Source organism: Pseudomonas sp. PAMC25584, assembly GCF_058135675.1.
In genome coordinates, this window is record NZ_CM176870.1 from 1004720 (window position 1) to 1026327 (window position 21608).

27 protein-coding genes and 1 riboswitch are annotated in these 21608 nt (G+C 60.4%); of the genes, 18 read left to right on the forward strand and 9 right to left on the reverse strand.

Going from position 1 to position 21608, the window contains the following annotated elements:
* Positions 1-2 precede the first annotated feature (2 nt).
* The 7 genes from ACS5Q8_RS04550 (at position 3) to hisC (ending at position 6208) form a co-directional block, all read left to right on the forward strand.
* Positions 3-650: an MlaC/ttg2D family ABC transporter substrate-binding protein gene (locus tag ACS5Q8_RS04550; protein WP_276196536.1), complete on the forward strand. Its 648-nt coding sequence runs from the start codon at positions 3-5 to the stop codon at positions 648-650.
* Complete coding sequence (locus tag ACS5Q8_RS04555; protein WP_276196537.1) at positions 647-952, forward strand: STAS domain-containing protein; 306 nt, start codon at positions 647-649, stop codon at positions 950-952. Before ACS5Q8_RS04550 ends, ACS5Q8_RS04555 begins: the two co-directional genes overlap by 4 nt.
* 114 nt (positions 953-1066) lie before the next feature.
* Positions 1067-1306, forward strand: coding sequence for a BolA family protein (locus ACS5Q8_RS04560; RefSeq protein WP_247395979.1), 240 nt, complete (start codon positions 1067-1069; stop codon positions 1304-1306).
* A 23-nt stretch (positions 1307-1329) separates the two neighbouring features.
* The gene (gene murA / locus ACS5Q8_RS04565; protein WP_247395978.1) at positions 1330-2595 is read left to right on the forward strand and encodes a UDP-N-acetylglucosamine 1-carboxyvinyltransferase; all 1266 of its coding nucleotides are present in this window, start codon (positions 1330-1332) and stop codon (positions 2593-2595) included.
* Between the two features lie 216 nt (positions 2596-2811).
* Positions 2812-3447 (forward strand): ATP phosphoribosyltransferase, encoded by a 636-nt coding sequence (gene hisG, locus ACS5Q8_RS04570; protein ID WP_017845970.1) that lies wholly within the window; start codon positions 2812-2814, stop codon positions 3445-3447.
* Positions 3448-3826: 379 nt separating this feature from the next.
* A complete protein-coding gene (hisD, locus tag ACS5Q8_RS04575) occupies positions 3827-5152 on the forward strand; it encodes a histidinol dehydrogenase (protein WP_465159869.1) in 1326 nt (441 codons plus the stop codon).
* Between the two features lie 3 nt (positions 5153-5155).
* Positions 5156-6208, forward strand: coding sequence for a histidinol-phosphate transaminase (gene hisC / locus ACS5Q8_RS04580; RefSeq protein WP_276196539.1), 1053 nt, complete (start codon positions 5156-5158; stop codon positions 6206-6208).
* Between the two features lie 129 nt (positions 6209-6337).
* On the opposite strand, the gene ACS5Q8_RS04585 is transcribed toward hisC, so the two are convergent.
* Both ACS5Q8_RS04585 and upp read right to left on the reverse strand, forming a co-directional pair.
* Positions 6338-7612 (reverse strand): uracil-xanthine permease family protein, encoded by a 1275-nt coding sequence (locus ACS5Q8_RS04585; RefSeq protein WP_247395975.1) that lies wholly within the window; start codon positions 7610-7612, stop codon positions 6338-6340.
* Positions 7613-7614: 2 nt separating this feature from the next.
* Entirely contained in the window at positions 7615-8253 is a 639-nt protein-coding gene (gene upp / locus ACS5Q8_RS04590) for a uracil phosphoribosyltransferase (RefSeq protein WP_247395974.1), read from the reverse strand.
* Positions 8254-8416: 163 nt separating this feature from the next.
* On the opposite strand from upp, the gene ACS5Q8_RS04595 reads away from it, so the two are divergent.
* The 4 genes from ACS5Q8_RS04595 to ACS5Q8_RS04610 all read left to right on the forward strand — a co-directional run bounded on the left by ACS5Q8_RS04595 (position 8417) and on the right by ACS5Q8_RS04610 (position 10385).
* On the forward strand, positions 8417-8974 hold the full coding sequence (locus ACS5Q8_RS04595) for a hypoxanthine-guanine phosphoribosyltransferase (RefSeq protein WP_276196540.1): 558 nt from the start codon (positions 8417-8419) through the stop codon (positions 8972-8974).
* Between the two features lie 3 nt (positions 8975-8977).
* Positions 8978-9445, forward strand: a complete 468-nt coding sequence (locus ACS5Q8_RS04600; protein ID WP_276196541.1) for a WbuC family cupin fold metalloprotein — start codon at positions 8978-8980, stop codon at positions 9443-9445.
* A 35-nt stretch (positions 9446-9480) separates the two neighbouring features.
* Entirely contained in the window at positions 9481-9966 is a 486-nt protein-coding gene (locus ACS5Q8_RS04605) for a hypothetical protein (RefSeq protein ID WP_247395972.1), read from the forward strand.
* A 131-nt stretch (positions 9967-10097) separates the two neighbouring features.
* Complete coding sequence (locus ACS5Q8_RS04610) at positions 10098-10385, forward strand: PA4642 family protein (protein ID WP_276196542.1); 288 nt, start codon at positions 10098-10100, stop codon at positions 10383-10385.
* A gap of 62 nt (positions 10386-10447) precedes the next feature.
* Here the strand turns inward: ACS5Q8_RS04610 and mqo are convergent, their stop codons facing one another.
* Both mqo and ACS5Q8_RS04620 read right to left on the reverse strand, forming a co-directional pair.
* Positions 10448-11956, reverse strand: coding sequence for a malate dehydrogenase (quinone) (mqo, locus tag ACS5Q8_RS04615; protein ID WP_426100699.1), 1509 nt, complete (start codon positions 11954-11956; stop codon positions 10448-10450).
* A gap of 728 nt (positions 11957-12684) precedes the next feature.
* Positions 12685-12918, reverse strand: coding sequence for a hypothetical protein (locus ACS5Q8_RS04620; RefSeq protein ID WP_276196544.1), 234 nt, complete (start codon positions 12916-12918; stop codon positions 12685-12687).
* Between the two features lie 193 nt (positions 12919-13111).
* Between ACS5Q8_RS04620 and ACS5Q8_RS04625 the strand changes: the two genes are divergently transcribed.
* Positions 13112-13696 carry a YajG family lipoprotein gene (locus ACS5Q8_RS04625; RefSeq protein WP_276196545.1) on the forward strand — a complete coding sequence of 195 codons (585 nt, stop codon included), beginning with the start codon at positions 13112-13114 and terminating at the stop codon, positions 13694-13696.
* Between the two features lie 54 nt (positions 13697-13750).
* Here ACS5Q8_RS04625 and ACS5Q8_RS04630 read toward each other — a convergent pair whose 3' ends face one another.
* On the reverse strand, positions 13751-13960 hold the full coding sequence (locus ACS5Q8_RS04630; RefSeq protein WP_276196546.1) for a hypothetical protein: 210 nt from the start codon (positions 13958-13960) through the stop codon (positions 13751-13753).
* A 181-nt stretch (positions 13961-14141) separates the two neighbouring features.
* Here ACS5Q8_RS04630 and ACS5Q8_RS04635 point away from each other — a divergent pair, with 181 nt between their 5' ends.
* A complete protein-coding gene (locus ACS5Q8_RS04635) occupies positions 14142-14399 on the forward strand; it encodes a GNAT family N-acetyltransferase (protein ID WP_276196547.1) in 258 nt (85 codons plus the stop codon).
* 121 nt (positions 14400-14520) lie between these two features.
* Here ACS5Q8_RS04635 and ACS5Q8_RS04640 read toward each other — a convergent pair whose 3' ends face one another.
* On the reverse strand, positions 14521-15684 hold the full coding sequence (locus tag ACS5Q8_RS04640; protein ID WP_276196548.1) for a 1-acyl-sn-glycerol-3-phosphate acyltransferase: 1164 nt from the start codon (positions 15682-15684) through the stop codon (positions 14521-14523).
* 133 nt (positions 15685-15817) lie between these two features.
* Here ACS5Q8_RS04640 and ACS5Q8_RS04645 point away from each other — a divergent pair, with 133 nt between their 5' ends.
* The 4 genes from ACS5Q8_RS04645 to ACS5Q8_RS04660 all read left to right on the forward strand — a co-directional run bounded on the left by ACS5Q8_RS04645 (position 15818) and on the right by ACS5Q8_RS04660 (position 17903).
* Entirely contained in the window at positions 15818-16000 is a 183-nt protein-coding gene (locus ACS5Q8_RS04645) for a CPXCG motif-containing cysteine-rich protein (RefSeq protein WP_276196549.1), read from the forward strand.
* Between the two features lie 11 nt (positions 16001-16011).
* On the forward strand, positions 16012-16272 hold the full coding sequence (locus ACS5Q8_RS04650) for a putative signal transducing protein (RefSeq protein ID WP_276196550.1): 261 nt from the start codon (positions 16012-16014) through the stop codon (positions 16270-16272).
* A 36-nt stretch (positions 16273-16308) separates the two neighbouring features.
* Positions 16309-16929, forward strand: coding sequence for an SOS response-associated peptidase (locus ACS5Q8_RS04655; RefSeq protein WP_247395962.1), 621 nt, complete (start codon positions 16309-16311; stop codon positions 16927-16929).
* A 155-nt stretch (positions 16930-17084) separates the two neighbouring features.
* Positions 17085-17903 (forward strand): M48 family metallopeptidase, encoded by an 819-nt coding sequence (locus tag ACS5Q8_RS04660; protein WP_276196551.1) that lies wholly within the window; start codon positions 17085-17087, stop codon positions 17901-17903.
* A gap of 143 nt (positions 17904-18046) precedes the next feature.
* Here the strand turns inward: ACS5Q8_RS04660 and ACS5Q8_RS04665 are convergent, their stop codons facing one another.
* The 3 genes from ACS5Q8_RS04665 to ACS5Q8_RS04675 all read right to left on the reverse strand — a co-directional run bounded on the left by ACS5Q8_RS04665 (position 18047) and on the right by ACS5Q8_RS04675 (position 20886).
* Positions 18047-18631, reverse strand: coding sequence for a TMEM165/GDT1 family protein (locus tag ACS5Q8_RS04665; protein WP_276197899.1), 585 nt, complete (start codon positions 18629-18631; stop codon positions 18047-18049).
* Between the two features lie 88 nt (positions 18632-18719).
* Positions 18720-18841: riboswitch (yybP-ykoY riboswitch) on the reverse strand.
* 50 nt (positions 18842-18891) lie between these two features.
* Positions 18892-19890: a methyltransferase gene (locus tag ACS5Q8_RS04670; RefSeq protein ID WP_426100697.1), complete on the reverse strand. Its 999-nt coding sequence runs from the start codon at positions 19888-19890 to the stop codon at positions 18892-18894.
* A gap of 30 nt (positions 19891-19920) precedes the next feature.
* Entirely contained in the window at positions 19921-20886 is a 966-nt protein-coding gene (locus ACS5Q8_RS04675; protein ID WP_465159870.1) for a 2-hydroxyacid dehydrogenase, read from the reverse strand.
* Positions 20887-20970: 84 nt separating this feature from the next.
* Between ACS5Q8_RS04675 and ACS5Q8_RS04680 the strand changes: the two genes are divergently transcribed.
* Positions 20971-21603 carry a LysE family translocator gene (locus ACS5Q8_RS04680; RefSeq protein ID WP_247404134.1) on the forward strand — a complete coding sequence of 211 codons (633 nt, stop codon included), beginning with the start codon at positions 20971-20973 and terminating at the stop codon, positions 21601-21603.
* Positions 21604-21608: the final 5 nt, after the last annotated feature.

Consider the following 21608-nt stretch of genomic DNA (forward strand, 5'->3'; position numbering starts at 1 on the left):
TCATGATCTCTACCTTGCGACGTGGTCTGCTGGTACTGCTTGCAGCACTGCCGTTGATGGCCAACGCGGCGGGTTCTGCGCACGAACTGGTGCAGGACACGACCAGCAAAATGTTGGCTGACCTGACCGCCAATAAAGAACAGTACAAGCAAGACCCGACTAAGTTTTACGACTCGCTCAATACCATTGTCGGCCCGGTCGTGGACGCCGAAGGTATTTCGCGCAGCATCATGACGGTCAAGTATTCGCGCAAGGCCACGCCCGCGCAGATGCAGACATTCCAGGAAAACTTCAAGAAGGGCCTGTTCCAGTTCTACGGTAACGCCCTGCTCGAATACAACAACCAGGGGATCACTGTCGATCCCGCCAAGGATGAGTCGGGCGATCGCACCAGTGTCGGCATGACCGTCAAGGGCAGCAACGGCGCGATCTATCCTGTGCAGTACACGTTGGAAAAGGTCAGCGGCGAGTGGAAGCTGCGTAACGTGATCATCAACGGTATCAACATCGGCAAGCTGTTCCGTGACCAGTTCGCTGATGCGATGCAGCGCAATGGCAACGACCTGGACAAGACCATCAATGGTTGGGCTGGTGAAGTGGCCAAGGCCAAGGAAGAGACCGATAAAGCTGCTGGGAAGCCCGCGCAATGACCGAGGCGGCTGTTCGTATCGGCGACGCCGGCGAGTTGTTCCTCAGCGGTGTGCTGGATTACCGCACCGGGCCGGACTTGCGCAAGCAGGGGCAGGCGCTGATCAAAGCGAGCACCGCGCCGTCGCTGGTGCTCGATTGCTCGGCGGTGAGCAAGTCCAGCAGCGTCGGTTTGTCGTTACTGCTGTGCTTTATACGTGATGCCGAGGCAGCCAAAAAACCGGTCAGCATAAGTGCGCTGCCCGATGACATGCGTGAAATTGCCGAGGTTTACGGTCTGACCGAGCTGTTGGCGCATCCTTAATACACATTTTCAAGGAAGCCCCCCGTCAGAGTCCTGCTATGCGGGGTTCGCAGGCGCGGGGCTTTTTTGTATGATGTGCGACCCGTGCGCACTGGGCGCCGATAGAGGTTGAGCATGCAGGCCCTAGAAGTTAAGAGCTTCCTTGAAGGAAAGCTGCCGGAAACGAACGTAGAAGTTGAAGGCGAAGGCTGCAACTTCCAGCTGAATTTGATTAGCGATGAACTGGCGGCGCTGAGCCCGGTCAAGCGTCAACAGCAGGTCTATGCCCATTTGAACCCGTGGATCACCGATGGCAGCATCCATGCGGTCACTATGAAATTTTTCAGCCGCGCGGCCTGGGCCGAGCGCACCTGAGCCCCCAAGGCGTCGAGATTCTTATGGATAAATTGATTATTACCGGCGGTGCCCGCCTTGATGGCGAGATCCGCATTTCCGGTGCGAAAAACTCCGCCTTGCCGATCCTGGCAGCGACCCTGCTGTGCGATGGTCCTGTGACCGTGGCCAACCTGCCGCACCTGCACGACATCACCACCATGATCGAGCTGTTCGGTCGCATGGGCATTGAGCCGGTGATCGACGAAAAACTGTCGGTTGAAATCGACCCGCGCACCATCAAGACCCTGATCGCCCCGTATGAGCTGGTGAAAACCATGCGTGCGTCGATCCTGGTGCTTGGCCCGATGGTCGCCCGTTTCGGCGAAGCCGAAGTGGCCCTGCCTGGCGGTTGCGCGATCGGTTCGCGTCCGGTGGACCTGCACATCCGTGGTCTTGAAGCCATGGGTGCTACCATTGACGTCGAAGGCGGCTACATCAAGGCCAAGGCGCCGGAAGGCGGCCTGCGTGGCGCCAGCTTCTTCTTTGATACCGTGAGCGTGACCGGTACCGAGAACATCATGATGGCCGCGGCCCTGGCTAACGGTCGCAGTGTGTTGCAAAACGCCGCGCGCGAGCCGGAAGTGGTCGACCTGGCCAACTTCCTGATCGCCATGGGCGCCAACATCCGCGGCGCCGGCACCGACACCATCACCATTGAAGGTGTAAAACGCCTGCATTCGGCCACCTACAAGGTGATGCCGGACCGCATCGAGACCGGGACCTACCTGGTCGCCGCCGCCGTCACCGGTGGTCGCGTCAAGGTCAAGGACACTGATCCGACCATCCTTGAGTCCGTACTGGAAAAACTTAAGGAAGCCGGCGCTGAAATCACCACCGGTGAAGATTGGATCGAGCTGAACATGCACGGCAAGCGGCCAAAAGCCGTCAACGTGCGGACCGCCCCGTACCCGGCGTTCCCGACCGACATGCAAGCGCAGTTCATCTCCCTGAACGCGATTGCCGAAGGCACCGGTGCCGTGATCGAGACCATCTTTGAAAACCGCTTCATGCACGTGTATGAACTGCACCGCATGGGCGCGAAGATCCAGGTCGAAGGCAACACGGCCATTGTGACCGGCATCGACAAGCTCAAAGGCGCGCCCGTCATGGCCACCGACCTGCGGGCCTCGGCCAGCCTGGTGATCTCCGCACTGTGCGCAGAGGGCGACACGCTGATCGACCGCATCTACCACATAGACCGTGGCTACGAGTGCATCGAAGAAAAACTGCAGATGCTCGGCGCGAAGATCCGCCGGGTACCGGGCTAGTCCAAGGACTGCAATTGTGGCGAGGGAGCTTGCTCCCGCTGGGTCGCGAAGCGGCCCCAAGAGCGGGACTGCTACGCAGTCCAACGGGAGCAAGCGCCCTCGCCACAGTTTGCGGTTAGCTGATTTGTTTCAAATCGAGGCTGTAATGGCCTCGATCTGTGTCTGGCGCCGTTTGCGACCAGACCGCAATAGCCTGATGAAGGACTGACGTTTCCCATGTTGACCATCGCACTGTCCAAGGGCCGTATCCTTGACGACACTTTGCCGCTTCTGGCTGAAGCGGGCATCGTGCCGACCGAGAATCCGGACAAGAGCCGCAAGTTGATCATCCCTACGACCCAGGACGACGTTCGCCTGCTGATCGTGCGGGCTACCGATGTGCCGACCTACGTTGAACACGGTGCCGCCGACCTGGGTGTCGCCGGTAAAGACGTATTGATGGAATACGGTGGCCAGGGCCTGTACGAACCACTGGACCTGCGTATTGCCCTGTGCAAGCTGATGACCGCTGGCCGGGTCGGTGACGTCGAGCCCAAGGGGCGCCTGCGGGTGGCCACCAAGTTCGTCAATATCGCCAAGCGTTACTACGCGGAGCAAGGCCGCCAGGTCGATATCATCAAGCTGTACGGCTCGATGGAGCTGGCACCGCTGATCGGCCTGGCCGACAAGATCATCGACGTGGTCGACACCGGCAACACCCTGCGCGCCAACGGCCTGGAGCCCCAGGATTTCATTGCTGACATCAGCTCTCGCCTGATCGTCAACAAGGCATCGATGAAGATGCAGCACGCGCGTATCCAGGCGTTGATCGACACCCTGCGCAACGCAGTGGAGTCTCGACACCGCGGTTGACTCACCCGCGTAGCCAAACGGCTGCGCCCGTCTATCCGCCTCATAGCCAGAATTCTCAGGTGCCCAAGCGGAAAACGACTGCTGGGAAGGTGCGCTGACGTTCAATAACGAATCGCGCCTTACCCCAAAAGGCAAGTTATGTTAGTAGAAGATTCTTTTTCAATACCTAGCCACGCGTAGCAGCCTGCCTTTTGAGGCAAGGCCCTACGGGTTGGTACTGTGGCCGCGCCATGCTGCGTTGCGGGACTTGGTAAGGAAACAACCCTTACCGGCGTCCCGCGCCTTGCCTGGCACGACCGCAGCACCAACGCGATTCGTTATTGAATGTCAGCGCACCTTCGGGCGCCTGAGTTTTTGCCAATCCTATGAGGCCCTCGCTATGACCACGTCCACTGCAATTGCCCGACTCAACGCTGCCGACCCGGATTTCGCCCATCATCTGGATCATCTGCTGAGTTGGGAAAGTGTGTCCGACGACTCGGTCAACCAGCGGGTGCTCGACATCATCAAGGCCGTGCGCGAGCGCGGTGACGCCGCGTTGGTGGACTTCACCCGCCAGTTCGACGGTTTGGACGTCAAGTCCATGTCGGACCTGATCCTGCCCCGCGAACGCCTGGAGCTGGCCCTGACGCGCATTACCGTGCCGCAGCGCGAAGCCCTGGAACTCGCGGCGGCGCGGGTGCGCAGTTACCACGAGAAGCAGAAACAGGATTCCTGGAGCTACACCGAGGCCGACGGCACCGTGCTGGGCCAGAAGGTCACGCCGCTGGATCGCGCCGGGCTGTACGTGCCGGGCGGTAAAGCCTCGTACCCGTCGTCGGTATTGATGAACGCGATTCCGGCCAAGGTCGCCGGTGTGACCGAAGTGGTCATGGTGGTGCCGACGCCGCGCGGTGAAATCAACGAGCTGGTCCTCGCGGCAGCCTGCATCGCCGGTGTCGACCGCGTGTTCACCATCGGCGGCGCCCAGGCTGTCGCGGCGTTGGCCTACGGCACTGAAAGCGTGCCGAAGGTCGACAAAGTGGTCGGCCCCGGCAACATCTATGTCGCCACCGCCAAGCGCCACGTGTTTGGCCAGGTCGGTATCGACATGATCGCCGGCCCTTCGGAAATCCTCGTGGTGTGTGACGGCCAGACCGACCCGGACTGGATCGCCATGGACCTGTTCTCCCAGGCCGAACATGACGAAGACGCCCAAGCGATTCTGGTCAGCCCTGACGCCGAGTTCCTCGACCAGGTCGCCGCCAGCATCAACAAGCTGATGCCGAGCATGGACCGCGCCGAGATCATCGAGAAGTCGATCAATGGCCGTGGTGCGCTGATCCTGGTGCGCGACATGGAGCAGGCCATCGAAGTGGCCAATCGCATCGCACCGGAGCACTTGGAGTTGTCCGTGGCCGACCCGCAAGGCTGGCTGCCGTCGATTCGTCACGCCGGGGCGATCTTCATGGGCCGCCACACCAGCGAAGCCCTGGGCGACTACTGCGCAGGTCCCAACCACGTGTTGCCGACCTCCGGCACCGCGCGCTTCTCGTCGCCACTGGGGGTGTATGACTTCCAGAAGCGTTCGTCGATCATCTTCTGCTCGCCACAAGGCGCTTCCGAGCTGGGCAAGACCGCCTCGGTACTGGCCCGTGGCGAATCCTTGAGCGCCCACGCACGTAGCGCCGAATACCGCATCCTTGAAGACAATAAGGGGAACTGAGACATGAGCAAATTCTGGAGCCCCTTCGTCAAGGACCTCGTGCCTTACGTACCCGGTGAGCAGCCCAAGCTGAGCAAGCTGGTCAAGCTCAACACCAATGAAAACCCCTACGGCCCGTCGCCCAAGGCGCTGGCGGCCATGCAGGCCGAGTTGAACGACAACCTGCGCCTGTATCCGGACCCTAACAGCGACCTGCTCAAGCAGGCCGTGGCCCGCTTTTACGCGATCGACGCCGGCAAAGTGTTCCTCGGCAATGGTTCCGATGAAGTCCTGGCACACATCTTCCACGCGCTGTTCCAGCACGACCTGCCGCTGTTGTTTCCGGATATCAGCTACAGCTTCTATCCGGTGTACTGCGGCCTCTACGGCATCAAGTCCGACCCGGTGCCGCTGGATGAGCAGTTCCAGATCCGCGTAGCGGACTACGCCAGGCCGAACGGCGGGATCATCTTCCCTAACCCGAATGCGCCGACCGGCTGCGTACTGACGCTGGACGCGGTGGAGCAGATCCTCAAGGCCAGCCCGGATTCGGTGGTGGTGGTGGATGAAGCCTACGTCGACTTCGGCGGCGAAACCGCCATCGGTCTGGTGGATCGCTACCCGAACCTGCTGGTCACCCAGACCTTGTCCAAATCGCGCTCACTGGCCGGTTTGCGCGTGGGCCTGGCCGTGGGCCACCCGGACCTGATCGAGGCGCTGGAGCGGGTCAAGAACAGCTTCAACTCCTATCCGCTCGATCGCCTGGCGATTGTCGGCGCGGCGGCGGCGTTCGATGACCGTGAGTACGTCGAGAAGACGTGCCGGTGGGTGATCGACAGCCGTGAAAAGGTCGTCGGGCAGTTGGAGGAGAAAGGTTTTGAAGTGCTGCCGTCGGCGGCCAACTTCATCTTTGCTCGTCACCCACGGCACGACGCCGCCGGCCTGGCGGCCAAGTTGCGTGAGCAAGGGGTGATTGTGCGGCACTTCAAGCAGGCGCGGATTGACCAGTTCCTGCGGATCAGCATCGGTACGCCGGAGCAGAACCAGGCGCTGATCGATGGCCTAGGCGAGCTCTAAGTCACACTGAAGATCTAAAAATGTGGGAGGGGGCTTGCCCCCGATAGCGGTAGATCAGTCGTTTAGATGTCGACTGACACTCCGTCATCGGGGGCAAGCCCCCTCCCACATTCAGTTTTGCAGTGCTGGTTAGATCAGCGGGTCATCCGGCTTCTTGTGCTTCCAGCCGTCATTGCCCGGCAGCAGCAGGTTCAAACCAATCGCCACCACCGCACACAGGGCGATGCCCTTCAGGCCGAAATCGTCCGGGCCGTTGCCGGTGCCGACCAGCACACCGCCAATCCCGAACACCAGCGTCACCGACACAATCACCAGATTGCGCGCTTCGCCCAGGTCGATCTTGTGGCGAATCAGCGTGTTCATGCCCACGGCAGCAATCGAGCCGAACAGCAGGCACAGAATCCCGCCCATCACCGGTACCGGAATGCTCTGCAGCAGTGCGCCGAACTTGCCGATAAACGCCAGGCTGATGGCAAACACCGCCGCCCAGGTCATGATTTTCGGGTTGTAGTTCTTGGTCAGCATCACTGCGCCGGTCACTTCGGCGTAGGTGGTGTTCGGCGGGCCGCCAAATAGGCCGGCGGCTGTGGTGGCAATGCCGTCACCCAGCAGGGTGCGGTGCAGGCCGGGCTTCTTCAGGTAGTCGCGACCGGTCACGCTGCCCACCGCGATCACACCGCCGATATGCTCGATCGCCGGCGCCAGGGCCACCGGGACGATAAACAGGATCGCCTGCCAGTTGAATTCCGGCGCGGTGAAGTGGGGCAGGGCGAACCATGGTGCGGCGGCAATTTTGGCCGTATCGACCACGCCAAAGTAGAACGCCATGGCAAAGCCCACCAGCACGCCGGAGATGATCGGCACCAGGCGGAAAATGCCCTTGCCGAACACGGCCACGATCACTGTGGTCAGCAGCGCCGGCATCGAGATCAGCATCGCCGTCTGGTAATGGATCAACTCGGCGCCGTCGCCGGATTTACCCATCGCCATATTGGCGGCAATCGGCGCCATCGCCAGGCCGATGGAAATGATCACCGGGCCGATCACCACCGGCGGCAGCAGCCGGTCGATGAAACCGGTGCCCTTGATCTTCACCGCCAGGCCCATGAAGGTATAAACGAAACCGGCCGCCATCACCCCGCCCATGGTCGCCGCCAGGCCGAACTGGCCCTTGGCGAGAATGATCGGGGTGATAAAGGCAAAGCTCGACGCCAGAAACACCGGCACCTGCCGTCCGGTCACCACCTGGAACAGCAACGTGCCCAGGCCTGCGGTGAACAGTGCGACGTTTGGATCGAGACCTGTGATCAGCGGCATCAACACCAACGCGCCAAATGCTACGAAGAGCATTTGTGCGCCAGACAGGATCTGGCGCCAAAGCGGGTCGTTGAATTCATCCTGCATGCTCACGCGTCCTTCTGCTTGGTACCGAAGATCTTGTCACCGGCGTCGCCCAGGCCTGGGATGATGTAGCCGTGTTCGTTCAAGCGCTCATCGATGGACGCGGTGTAGATCTGCACGTCCGGATGAGCCTTCTCGACGGCGGCGATACCTTCGGGCGCGGCGACCAGCACCATGGCGCGGATGTCCTTGCAACCGGCCTTCTTCAGCAGGTCGATGGTGGCAACCATGGAACTGCCGGTGGCGAGCATCGGGTCGATGATCATCGCCAGGCGCTCGTTGATTTCCGGTACGAGTTTTTCCAGGTAGGTGTGGGCCTGCAGTGTTTGTTCATTGCGGGCGACGCCCACGGCGCTGACTTTTGCGCCCGGGATCAGGCTGAGTACGCCTTCGAGCATGCCAATGCCGGCGCGCAGGATCGGCACTACGGTGATTTTCTTGCCGGCGATTTTCTCGACCTGGACGGGACCGGCCCAACCGCAGATCTCGTAGCTTTCCAGGGGCAGGTCTTTGGTGGCTTCGTAGGTGAGCAACGCTCCGACTTCCTGAGCAAGCTCACGGAAGTTCTTCGTGCTAATGTCGGCGCGGCGCATAAGGCCGAGCTTGTGTCGGATCAGCGGATGGCGGATCTCGCGAGTGGGCATGGGAAAGGCTCCGGCGGCGGGCAAAAAAAACGGCCTAGATTAATCTATCCGAGGGTGTTGTCCTATAGACATCTAGCACGTTAGTCCATTAAGGCTTGAACGTTGCGCTTCACATGCGTACCTTTGCCCGCTTTTCTTGCCACAGCACCCCCTGGAGAGCGCCATGTCCGCTGATCTCGAGCATATCCGTCAAATCATGCGCGAGGCTGACTGCCTGTACACCGAAGCGCAAGTCGAAGAGGCGATCGCCAAGGTCGGCGCACAGATCAACCGCGAAATGGCCGACACCAACCCGGTGGTCTTCTGCGTGATGAATGGTGGTCTGATCTTCGCTGGAAAATTGCTGACCCATCTGCACTTTCCGCTGGAAGCGTCCTACTTGCACGCCACGCGTTATCGCAACGAAACCAGCGGCGGCGACCTGTTCTGGAAAGCCAAGCCGGAAGTCTCGTTCATGGACCGCGACGTGCTGATCATCGACGACATCCTCGATGAAGGGCACACCCTGGGCGCGATCATCGACTTCTGCAAACACTCCGGTGCCCGCAAAGTCCACACCGCCGTGCTGATCGACAAAGACCACGACCGTAAGGCTCGGCCTGAGATGAAAGCCGATTTCGTCGGCCTGCCGTGCATCGACCGCTACATCTTCGGTTATGGCATGGACTACAAAGGTTACTGGCGTAATGCCAATGGGATTTACGCCGTTAAAGGGATGTAATGCATGACTCGCTTTCTTGATCAGACGCTGTTTGCTGAATTGGCCGAGAAAGCGGCCGCCAGCCCTCGTGGCCGACACCACCACAACTTCCACGAAATGGAAGAGCCCTGCCATCGCCTCGCCGTGGGCTTGCAACCCAGCACCTACGTGCCGCCTCATCGCCACCTGAGCGCGGACAAGGCAGAAACCCTGCTGGTGCTCCAGGGGCGCCTGGGTGTGCTGGTGTTCGGCGACAGCGGTGAAGTGATCGCCAAGCGTGTGATGCAGGCGGGCGGCGAGTGTTCGGGCATCGATCTGCCGCCGGGGGTATTCCACGGCTTGGTCGTGCTGGCGCCTGACACGGTGATGTTCGAGTGCAAGGCCGGGCCGTATCGACCGGTGGGCGAGGGCGAATTGGCCGACTGGGCACCTCGCGAAGGCGATGCCGATGTGGCCGAGTATCAACGCTGGATGCTTGCCCAGTTCGATTGAGCTACAGTGCTGGGCTATCTTTCCCGGAGCGGCCTATGAGCCTATTGATTCGCACCTGCGCCGCCCTGGCGCTGAGCCTCAGTCTGCCGCTGGCCGCCGCCCCGGCCCCGATGCACAGCCAATTCCTGCCGCCGGACGACCTGGCCCTGCGCGCCGCAGCGCCCGATCAGCAGCAACTGTTGCAAGTCACCGAGTACGCGGTGGTGGTGGGTAACCAGCGTCAATCCACGCAACAGCCGATCCCCGTGACGTCGCCGTTGATGATTCGCCTCAAGGGTAAGTCCTTGAACAAAGGCGCGACCATCGCTCAGGTGATCCTCAATTTTGACGCCGAAAGTAAAAGCCTGAAAAAGCCGGTGTTCGACGACAAGACCAGAACCCTGACCCTGTCCTACCCTGCGGTCCAATACCGCATGATCGTCGACCTGCTGCGCAATGACACGGTGTATGTGCAGTTCCTCAGTTATGCCAACGGGCATATCTGGGCGGATTTGCACACCGGCGCCGTTCGCTCCAAGTAGCGAGATCACTGAAGAACCACTGTGGGAGGGAGCAAGCCCCCTCCCACAGTGGTTCTCAGTGCTTTCGAAGCCGGCGCCTCGCAGGTAGACTTTAACCCCCCCGTGTAAATGTCTGCAGGCTGGAGTCGGTAATGCGTAAAGATAAGAAACAGGTGATTGGTGACGAGATCGGCGACGATCAAATCAAGTTGTTCCTGAACTTCGAGCCGGTCGACGCGACTTCACCGTCCCTGCACAAGCTGACCAAGGCCTACCGTGGCCTGCGCATCGACGACTTCGAGCGCTTCCTGGGCTTCTTCAAGGAAGCCGGCCTGGACCTCGACGGCAAGGACGAGCATGGCCAGACCTTTGTCGACCTGATCAAGGACCAGCGCAACGCCGCCGAGTACATTGAGCTGATCGATAACGCCCGCGGCTGATCGCAGGCGAAAAAAAGCCCCGCTTCTCAGATCGAGAAGCGGGGCTTTTTTATCTCGAGGCCTTAAGCGTAGCTTTCAGCTTCGTTGTTGTGCTCAACCAGTTCCAGGCTGATGTTGTTCTGCGCGTTGATCTTGCGGTACAGCTCGGCGTCAGTCTCCAGGACCTTTTCACGGGCCGGGAAGATCTCGTGCAGCTTGGCCGCCCACTCGCCCGCAGTTTTGGCCGGGAAGCAACGCTCGATCAGTTCGAGCATGATCGACACCGTCACCGAAGCGCCCGGGGACGCGCCCAGCAGCGCCGCCAGCGAGCCGTCTTTGGCCGCGACCAACTCGGTGCCGAATTGCAGCACACCGCCTTTTTTCGGGTCTTTCTTGATGATCTGCACCCGTTGGCCGGCCACTTCCAGGCGCCAGTCTTCGGCTTTTGCTTGCGGGTAGAAGCGGCGCAGGGATTCCAGGCGCTGTTCCATGGACTGCATCACTTCGCTGACCAGGTACTTGGTCAGGTCCATGTTGTCCCGGGCCACGGCCAGCATCGGGCCGATGTTACCGGCGCGTACCGACATCGGCAGGTCAAGGAACGAGCCGTGCTTGAGGAACTTGGTGGTGAAACCGGCGTAAGGCCCGAACAGCAGGGACGTCTTGCCGTCGACCACGCGGGTGTCCAGGTGCGGCACGGACATCGGCGGCGAACCCACGGCGGCCTGGCTGTAGACCTTGGCCTGGTGGTGCTTGACCACTTCCGGGTTATCGCAACGCAGCCACTGGCCACTGACCGGGAAGCCGCCGAAGCCTTTGCTTTCTTCGATACCCGAGGCTTGTAGCAGCGGCAGGGCTGCACCACCGGCGCCGAGGAACACGAACTTGGCGTCCACGTCGCGGCTGTTGCCGCTGTTGACATCCTTGATGCTCACGGTCCAGCCTGCGCCATTGCGCTTGAGGCCGGTCACGCGTTTGCTGTACTTGACCTGCGCATCAGGCGAGCTGGTCAGGTGGCCCAGCAACTGGTTGGTCAGGGCGCCGAAGTTGACGTCGGTGCCGTTCTGCACGCGGGTTGCGGCGATTTTTTCGTCGAGCGGGCGGCCCGGCATCATCAGTGGCATCCACTCGGCCATATCGTTGCGGTCTTCGGTATAGCGCATATCCGAAAATGCGTGGTGCTGGCTGAGGGTTTCAAAGCGTTTCCTGAGGAATGCCACGCCTTTGTCGCCCTGCACGAAGCTCAGGTGCGGCACTGGGGTGATAAAGGACTTGGACGAGCCAAAGGTGCCTTTTTTGGTCAGGTACGCCCAGAACTGCTTCGACACCTCGAACTGGGTGTTGATGTGGACGGCTTTCTTGATGTCGATGGAACCGTCGGCGGCCTGGGGTGTGTAATTCAGCTCACACAGCCCGGCATGGCCGGTACCGGCGTTGTTCCACGGGTTGGAACTCTCCGCGGCACCCGAGTCCATCAGCTCAACGACTTCCAGCTTGAGGCCGGGGTCGAGCTCTTTGAGCAGTACGGCCAGGGTGGCACTCATGATGCCGGCCCCTACCAGTACTACGTCGACTGCTTCGTTATGCGCCATTTAACGCGTCTCCAAAATCTGCAGCACCAAATTGACGGCATGGCTGCCAGGAGTGACGGGGCGGTTCACGTGTTGCCCCAGGTTACCCATGGCCAGGATCGCCATGTCCGTTTCGCAATTCTTTGCAAGTTCAGCGCACGCTTCCTGCCGGGCTAATCTGCCTATGAACGCATTCATGGGCGACTGTGGCAATTCGACTTATGGTCAACGGCGTGCGATTCATGCAATCAATCCGTAGCGGACAGGCTCAAGCTCCGGTTTTTAAGGAGTACTCGGTCCTGTGTGATTGGGCTGTTCCAGACGCTGATGGTGCTTGTACTAACGCCAAACTATTCATTTGCTCGCCACACTCTTGTGAAGTTGTGAAAACCCGTTTTTTTCACGCTCTTTTGAAGACGTGAACCTCAAAAAAGGGCTGCCCAGCCTGGCACCTGGCCCGGAAAACCTTGCCGGCATGCGGCAAAACGGGCAAACAACTCAAGTGGCCGAGCGCAATGGCAGCTCTGGCAGATTCGGTAAAGGCGGGTGGTTTGCAAAGAAAACAGCAAGCGCGCCAGCTTCACACGATCTGTGTGGGCGGCTCTCTGTGGGCGATCTGGGGGGGCTAATGCCGAGGCATTAACGATGTTGCGAGGCCCGATCAGGAGACGTCCTTATAATCGGGGGGAGATTGTAGCGAAGAACGCTAAGGAAAAGGGCGTGTTTTATGACTTTTATTAGGCGTTTGGTCAGGCGGTCAACGGCTGGTGATGCGCCGACTGCGCCGAGCGCGCGCTGATGCGGGCGCTGGCGGGCAGTGGGTGGTGCATCCAGCTCAAGCGAATTTCTTCGATTTCCACCCAGCCTTCGCCGACCGGAGGCTGGCTGCACTCTTTGAAGGCTTGGCAGCGGCCTTGCGCATCGAGCAGGGCAAATTGGCGAAGGACGGGCTTGCGCGTAAACAGCGACCAGAGAAAAGACATGGGATCGGCCTCCTGAAATTGAGACCAAGCATGCCTGCGGGGGATGACGAGCGCATGTATCGACTGTGACATATTGGTGACATCGAACCCCTGCAATGCCCGTGAGTCATAGGTTGTAACTGACGCTAGTTCCCGGCAAGGGCCGCCCGCTATACTGCTGGCCTGTCGGTACTCGATTTCTGGAGAGAAGAGCATGTTGCAACGCCTGTTGTTCGGTTTGATCACTGTGACCAGTTTGACCCTGGTTGGCTGCGCCAATAGCCCGCAACAACTCAGCCCGCAACCTAAGCTCACCACGCAGTTGGCTCCGGTGGGTCACGGTCAGCCGGTGTCGGTGCGTGTGGTGGATGGTCGTCCTTCGCCTACCCTGGGCTCCCGTGGTGGCCTGTACCCGGAGACCGCCCTGGTGTCGGTAAGCGCCGCCGACGTGCTCCCCAAGCTGCAAGCCCAGGCTGAGGCGGCGGTGCGTCTGCTCGGTTTTACCCCGGCGAACTCGCCGGGCGCTCCGCAGTTGACCATCACACTGGCCGAGCTGAAATACCAGTCGCCCAAAGAAGGCCTGTACGTGACCGAGGCCTCTATCGGCGCGACGTTCAAATCCGACGTCAGCGCCGGTACCCGTCGCTACAGTGGCCGTTACGGTGCGTCCCTCAACCAGCGTTTCGGCATGTCGCCTAACCAGGAGACCAACACCAAGCTGGTCAGTGATGTCCTGAGCGACGCCCTGACCCGTCTGTTCAAGGACCCGAGCATCGGCCAATTGCTCAGCTCGCAATAGCGGTTGATAAAAGACCGGGCTCAGCGCTGAGCCCGGTTTTTTTTGCCTGGCGTTTCATGCTGCGGTGTCGATAGCGAAGTCGAGCATGCTTATCCCGGTCAGCAGATCCGTCTCCGGCAGGTCCGCATGCTGGTGCCCGCCGAGGGCGCAATACACCAGCCAGTGGCGGTCCTGGACGTTGAACGCGAGGCCGCCGATCAGCGCCTCTTGCTCATCGCTTGGGGCAATCAAATACAGCCGATCCTGGTTTTGCGCGTGCAACATGACAAGCTCCCGAGTGTTCGAAGGGCCATAGAGTGAACGGTTAAGGTGACGTTCAGGTGACGCCGGAAATTACTGGATACATTAGCCGTCAATGGGGAAGGGAGCTTTAGGCGCAGGAGGCGACTATCGTTCAGGTTTGTATCTGAATTGATACCAAGGCACTGTTTCAACGAGGTTTGTGATGGCGCTGCCCGGACTGCTGATCAATGTTGTTGCTCTATTAGTGGCTTGCCCTGGGGCTGCGCTGCTATCCATTACCCGTTTGAAGGAACAGCGCGCCATGGCCAGGCTCGCCGCGCAAAGCGAAGAGCGCGCCATCGACCAGCCCATGCTGTTTCTGGATGTGCGCACCGAACGGGCGCATCGCCTGGCTTATCGTATTGGTTTCGCCTGCCTGGGGCTCGCGCTGCTGAGCTCATGGATCAGTACACGTTTTTAGTTGCGCCCTGAAACGACTGCGGGAGCGGGCTTGCTCGCGATAGCGGAGTAACAGTCGGCACATCTGTGACTGAACCACCGAATCGCGGGCAAGCCCGCTCCCACAGGTTTGGATAGGTGTATTACAGCGGGATGCCCGCTTTGACCCGATATTGATTGCGCACTGGCGTTGCATATTGCACCACCAGAAACGGCCGGTGTTCGATCGGGCACTCGTTCAAGCGCCGCTCCCACTCCGCTTTGGCCTTGGCCAGCTCGTCGGCCGGGAAGATATCCACTGCCTTGGGCACCTGCAATTGCGGGTCGGCGTCGCTCCACTGGGCATATGCCAGGTAGTGAACCGGGAATAAGCGATAACCCCCGAGAATCTGCCGGTCCATTTCCACGGCGAGCAGTTTGGTGTCTTCGAAACGCTCGGTGATCGGCGGCGCAAAGTTCACATGCACCCGGCCCTTGTAGCCGGTAATGCCGAGGGCAATGCTCACATCGTCTTCGCCCTGCGCCTTGGTGTAGGTGCCGGTGGTGGCGCGGATGTACAACTCGCGGGCCTTGGCGGCATCGCACGGGTCGTACTCGTAGCTGATGGATACCGGCGTCAGGTTCAGTGACTGGATCACCTCGGCAAACGGCTCGTCCTTGCGGCTGACGTGAAACATCTTGAGGATCGCCGATTCGGTGCGGTCATCTCCATCCTTGGCGCGGCCTTCGGCCTGGGCGATCCAGATCGACTGACAGTCGTGGCGTATCGAATGGTTGATGTAAGCCGACAGCAGTTGGTAGGCCGCCATCTTTTCCTTTCGCCCGGTGATCGAGCGATGCACGATGAAACTCTTGTTCAGGCGCATCAGGTCGCTGACAAACGGTTTTTGCAGCAGGTTGTCGCCAATGGCGATACGGGGCGTCGGCAGGCCGGCGTGATACACGGCATAATTGACGAAGGCCGGGTCCATTACGATATCGCGATGGTTGGCCAAAAAAATGTAGGCGGTGCCCGATTTGAGCTGTTCCACGCCCGTATAGGTCACGCCGTCGGTCGCTCGATCAATGGTGTGGTCGACGTAATACTCGACTTTGTCCTGCAGCGTGGCCACGGTGGTGACATCGGCGAATTCACGGCGTAGCTTGCGGGCGATCATTGGCTTGAGCAGCCAGCCCAAGGCGCCGGCAAAGCGCGGGAAGCGGAAGTGGGTCAGGATGTCCAGAAAGGCCTTGTCACTGAACAGCCGCTCCAGCACTGCCGGGACTTCGCTGTCGTTGTAAGGTCGGATGGTATCGAATTCGCCCATCATGCTCTCTTGTTAGAAACGGCTAGGGTAAGTAGAGAAAATACCAGGGTGCGGCCTGAGTAATGGGCTCGGCCGAAATATAACCCTGTAAATAGACCGGCGATTATACGCACAAGTCACCTGGGAGGCTGCGATGCTGGAAACTGCGCTGTACGATTGTCCTTATTGTGGCGAGGTGGTGGAAACCACGGTGGATTTATCCGGCGGTGACCAGACTTATATAGAAGACTGTCATGTGTGTTGCCGACCGATCATTTTCAGTCTGCAGGTCCATGGTGAAGAGTGGATGCTCGAAACGCGCAGCGAAAACGAATAGCAGGTGCGCCCATGCAGCGAATCTATGAACCGGAAAACCTGATGGAAGGCGAGTTACTGCAGCAGATGCTCGCCAGCGAAGGGATCGAGGCGCACTTGGTGGGGCGCCATTTGCTCGGCGGTACGGGTGAGTTGCCGATTTTCGGGCTGCTGGGGCTGGAGGTGGACAATGACCAGGCTGCCTACGCCCGCGAGCTGATCACCACCTATAACTGTGCGCAACCGTTGCCCAGCGATGAACCCGACAGCTTCCCTGATGTATTGGTCTGTTAGGCTGTCGGTCGGTTTACCCAAGAGTCGTGTTGCCCCATGTGTGGACGTTATGCCCTGTTTCGCTGGAATCCCACGTTTGCTGCTTTGCCGGGCTTTCCGGCGGATCAGCAGGCCCAGTGGAATATTTCTCCCAATGATTCGGTGCTGATCCAGCGCGCCGCCGACGGCCAGCGCACCCTGGCGCGCGCCCGTTGGGGCCTGACGCCGCCATGGCTGACGGATCTTTCCCGTACTCCGGCGCATGCCCGTGCCGAAACCCTGGCTGAGCAACCGATGTTTCGCGAAGCGTTTCGTCAACGCCGTTGCCTGCTACCGGCTAACGGTTTCTACGAATGGCGTGGCACCCAGCGCAAGCGGCCGTACTGGCTGACGCCAGGGGAAGGTTCGACGCTGTTTTTCGCGGCTATCTGGGAAGCCTATCCAGTGCAGGAACAAGTGTGGTTGAGCACAGCGGTGGTGACGCAGGCGGCGCAGAGTCAGCGGCGGCCGTTGATTCTGGACGCGGCGGGGCAGGAGGCGTGGCTGAACCCCGAAACGCCCTTGCACGTATTACAGGGGTTGCTGGCCAGTGAGCCTGTCCCTTTGCGCGAGCGGGTTTTGGCCAACATGGTCAACGATCCCAAGCTCAATGGGCCTGAGTGCCTGACCCCGGCTTGAATTTTGATCGGATTGATCCAGCCTGTTGCTGTGGCGGGAATGTGGGATGTATCCGAAATTTAGCGTCTACACGTCTGATGTATCTAGCGTCGATACAAATCACCGCCTAGGATACTCGCCATGTTTTCAAGGCGTCTTTCAGGGAGAGTGTGTTGATGAAGAAATCATTGGCCGTAAGTGTATTGGCGGCGGCGGTGCTGCTGGCCGGGTGTCAGTCGGTCAACACCACTAGCGGCGGTGCCGTTGGGGTGGAGCGCAAGCAGTACATGTTCAGCATGCTGTCGAGCCAGGAAGTCGACCAGATGTATGCGCAGTCCTACCAGCAGACCCTGGGTGAGGCTGGCGGCAAAGGCCTGGTGGACAAGACCAGCGCCAACGCCAAACGCGTGCAGGCCATCGCCAACCGCCTGATCGCCCAGGCGCCTACCTTCCGTCCGGATGCGGCGCAGTGGAAGTGGGAAGTGAACCTGATCAAGAGCGATGAGATGAACGCCAACTGCGGGCCGGGCGGCAAGATCTTCGTGTACAGCGCGTTGATCGATAACCTCAAGCTCACCGATGACGAACTGGCTGCGGTGATGGGCCATGAAATCGCCCACGCCTTGCGTGAACATGGCCGTGAAGCCATGTCCAAAGCCTACGGCATCGAGATGGCCAAGCAAGGCGCCGGCGCGTTGTTCGGCCTGGGCCAGGACAGCCTGGCGCTGGCCGATACCGTGGCCAACTACGGCATGACCTTGCCCAACAGCCGCAGCAATGAAAACGAAGCGGACCTGATCGGCCTGGAGCTGGCGGCCCGCGCCGGTTACAACCCGAACGCGGCCATCACGTTGTGGAACAAAATGGCCAAGGCTTCGGAAGGCGCGCCACCGGAGTTCATGAGCACTCACCCGGCCTCCGACAGCCGGATCGCCTCGTTGCAGGCGGCGATTCCGAAGGTGATGCCGCTCTACCAACAGGCCAAGAAGTCCTGATAATCCAAGCCTTATGAAGATCCAAATGTGGGAGGGGGCTTGCCCCCGATGGCGTTGGGTCAGTTAGCGCATGCATTGACTGATCACCGCTATCGGGGGGGCCCCCCCCTCCCACATTGGATTGGGTTTGCAGGCTTAGACCCTTAGATCCAGCCGCTGCTTTGCATGGCCTTGTACACCGCCACGATCGCCAGGACGAAAAACGCCGTAGCCGCCAGTCGACGAATCAAGGTCAACGGCAATTTCTCTGCGGCAAAATTCCCCGCCAGAACCACCGGTACGTTGGCAATCAACATGCCCAGGGTGGTGCCGATAATCACCAGCCACAGCTCAGGGTATTGCGCTGCCAGCATCACCGTGGCGATCTGCGTCTTGTCGCCGATTTCGGCGATGAAGAACGCAATCAGGGTGGTCAGGAACGGCCCGAACTTGCGCGAGGTGCTGGCTTCGTCATCGTCGAGTTTGTCCGGTACCAGGGTCCACAGCGCCGTGGCGCAGAAGCTCGCCGCGAGAATCCAGTGCAGCACCGCATCCGAGAAGAAACTACCGAACCAGGCACCCACTGCACCGGCGGCGGCATGGTTTGCCAGGGTCGCGGCGATGATGCCGGCGATGATCGGCCAGGGTTTGCGAAAGCGTGCGGCAAGGATGAGCGCGAGCAGTTGGGTCTTGTCGCCGATTTCGGCCAAGGCAACGATTGCGGTAGGTACGAGCAATGAATCGAGCATCAGGTAGGTTTCCAGGGGCGGGTCGACACGGCTATGACACGTACAGCCTTCCCGCCCCGGGTAAGGTGTGCGTGTCATAGGTCTTGTCAAACCCCGGTCCGTCTGAGCGGACTCCTGGGTCGCATACGCCATGGTCTGTTGACCAAGTATGTTGACGTATGCCGGACGAGCGTGGCGCTCGTGGGAGACTACTCCCCTAGGACGGAGCGGATTCTGCCTAGGCGAAATCCATTCGGCAAGTGTTCTTTTTCAAACGCCTGTCAGCCGCGCTTGGCGCGATAGATGCGAAAACCGTTGCCTTCGGCCTTGATCGCACACACGCCCAAGTGCTCTTCGATCAGTGGCTGGTACTTCAGGAAACTGTTGGCAACCAGCCGAAGTTCGCCGCCTTTTGCCAGGTGTTTCGCAGCTTTTCGCAGCAAGTTCTCCGTGGCGAAGTAGTCGGTGTGGACTCCCACATGGAACGGCGGGTTGCTCAGGATCGCGTTCAAGCCCATCGGCGCGGCGTCGATGCCATCCGCCGTCAGCACCTCGGCTTCCAGACCGTTGGCGGCCAGGGTCAGGCGGCTGCTGGCGGTGGCGAAGGCATCCACATCCAGCATCGTCACTGTATTGTGCGGGTAGCGACGTTTGACCGCCGCGCCCAACACTCCAGCGCCGCAACCGAAGTCCAGCAGGTGGCCACTGGGCAGTTTGTCCAAGTGCTCCAGCAACAATTCGGTACCGCGATCCAGGCGGCCATGGCTGAATACGCCCGGCAAGCTCACCACCTTCAGCGGCCCTTCGGCCAGCGGCACTTCGAAGACCTGCGCCAGGCTCTCCAGCTCCACCGCTTGCGGCGCGTTGGTCACGGTGATTTGCCACAACTGGCAGTGGCGCGCGTTATCGAGTTTGCGCGGCTTGCCGAAGGGGATCATCTGCTTGGCGGCGCTTTCGATACCGCCTTTTTTCTCCCCCACCAGAAACAGCTCGGCGTCGGGCAGGCGTGCGGCCACGGCGTTGAGCAGGTAGTCGGTCAGGTCCTTGGACTTGGGCAGGAAGATCACTGCCGCATCAAATGCGCGCTGCGGCACATTCACGCCGAACTGGCTGCGCTCGGGGAAACGTGCGTCGAGCGCAGCCTGGTCACCGGCATGCCAGCACCAGCCATGCGCATTGGGCAGGCGGCCGAGCAAATCGTCGGCGGGCAACCCCACCAGCAGCAGGTTGCCTTGAAAAAGTTCGGCCTGACGAAGCAGTACTTCACTGCGCGGATCCATGGTCTGCTCCTTGAAAAGGGGCGCAGTTTATCAACTGACGACGCGCAGCGGGGCGCCGCTGAAAAAGCCGCGGGCGTTTTCTGCCAGTTGACCGACGATCCGCTGCCGCGCTTCGCGACTGCCCCAGGCATTGTGGGGCGTGACGATGAAGCGCGGGATGTCGCCGGCCAGCAGCGGGTTGCCATGCACCGGGGGTTCGACGCTCAGCACATCGGTCGCCGCGCCGCCCAGGTGCCCATTGCGCAAGGCATCGGCCAGGGCCTGTTCGTTGATCAAGCCACCGCGCGCGGTGTTGACGATAAACGCGCCGGGCTTGAGTAGCGCCAGCTCGCGGGCGCCGATCAAGTCGCGGGTGTGTTCGTTGAGCGGGCAGTGCAACGTCAATGCGTCGAGCTGCGCCAGCAGTTCATCCAGCGGCACGCGATCGGCGCGGGCAGGGCGCCCGGGAATAGCGCCGAGTATGACGCGCATCCCGAAGGCTTCGGCCAGCCGCGCGACGGCGCTGCCCAGTTCGCCATGCCCGAGCAAGCCGAGGGTTTTGCCTTCGAGTTCGACGATCGGGTGATCCAGCAGGCAAAACTGCTTGGCCTGTTGCCATTTGCCGGCCTTCACGTCCCGCTGATAGTCGTTCAAACGCGTCGCCAGGTTCAGCAGCAGCATGATCGTATGCTGCGCCACCGACGGCGTGCCGTAGCCCTGGCAGTTACTCACGGTGACGCCATGGGTACGGGCGGCTTCAAGGTCGACGTTATTGGTGCCGGTGGCCGACACCAGGATCAGCTTGAGCTCGGGGCAGGCCGCCAGGGTTTCGCTGTTGAGCGCAATCTTGTTGCTGATGGCAACTTGGGCGCCTTGCAGGCGTTCGAGCACATTCTGCGGCGTAGTCTGCTCAAACAACTGCAGGTCGCTGAAGCAGTTTCGCAACTCCCTGAGGTCGAGGTCCCCCAGGTCCAGGGACGGGTGATCAAGGAAGACGGCGCGGCGATTGTTCGTCATCAACTGTACCTTTTGCGACAGGGTTCGAAGGCGTAATCTACCGAGCTTATCAGATGAAATAATCTGTTACTTAATGGAGTGAGTATGTACGTCGCCGAGTTTTTGACCGTGGCCCTGATTCACCTGTTGGCGGTAGCCAGCCCCGGCCCGGATTTCGCGGTGGTGGTCCGTGAAAGTGTGACCCACGGCCGTCGCGCCGGGACCTGGACTGCATTGGGCGTGGGCTCGGCGATTTTCCTGCACGTGGGGTACTCGTTGCTCGGCATCGGCTTGATCGTGTCCCAGTCCATCGTGCTATTCAACGCACTGAAATGGGCGGCGGCGGCGTACCTGCTGTACATCGGCTTCAAGGCCCTGCGCGCACAACCGGCCAAACCTGCCGCCGCAGGCGAGTTGCACCGCGAAGTTGGCGAGCGCACTCCGCGCGGGGCGTTTACCGCAGGCTTTGTTACTAACGGTTTGAACCCCAAGGCGACGTTGTTCTTTCTGTCGCTGTTTACCGTGGTGATCAACCCGCACACACCGCTGGCGGTGCAGGCGGGTTATGGCGTGTACCTGGCGGTGGCCACGGCGCTGTGGTTCTGCCTGGTGGCGATGTTGTTCAGCCAGCAGCGGGTGCGTGCAGGGTTTGCGCGGATGGGGCATTGGTTCGATCGGACGATGGGAGCGGTGTTGATTGCGATTGGGGTGAAGTTGGCGTTTACCAGTATGAAATGAGTCGA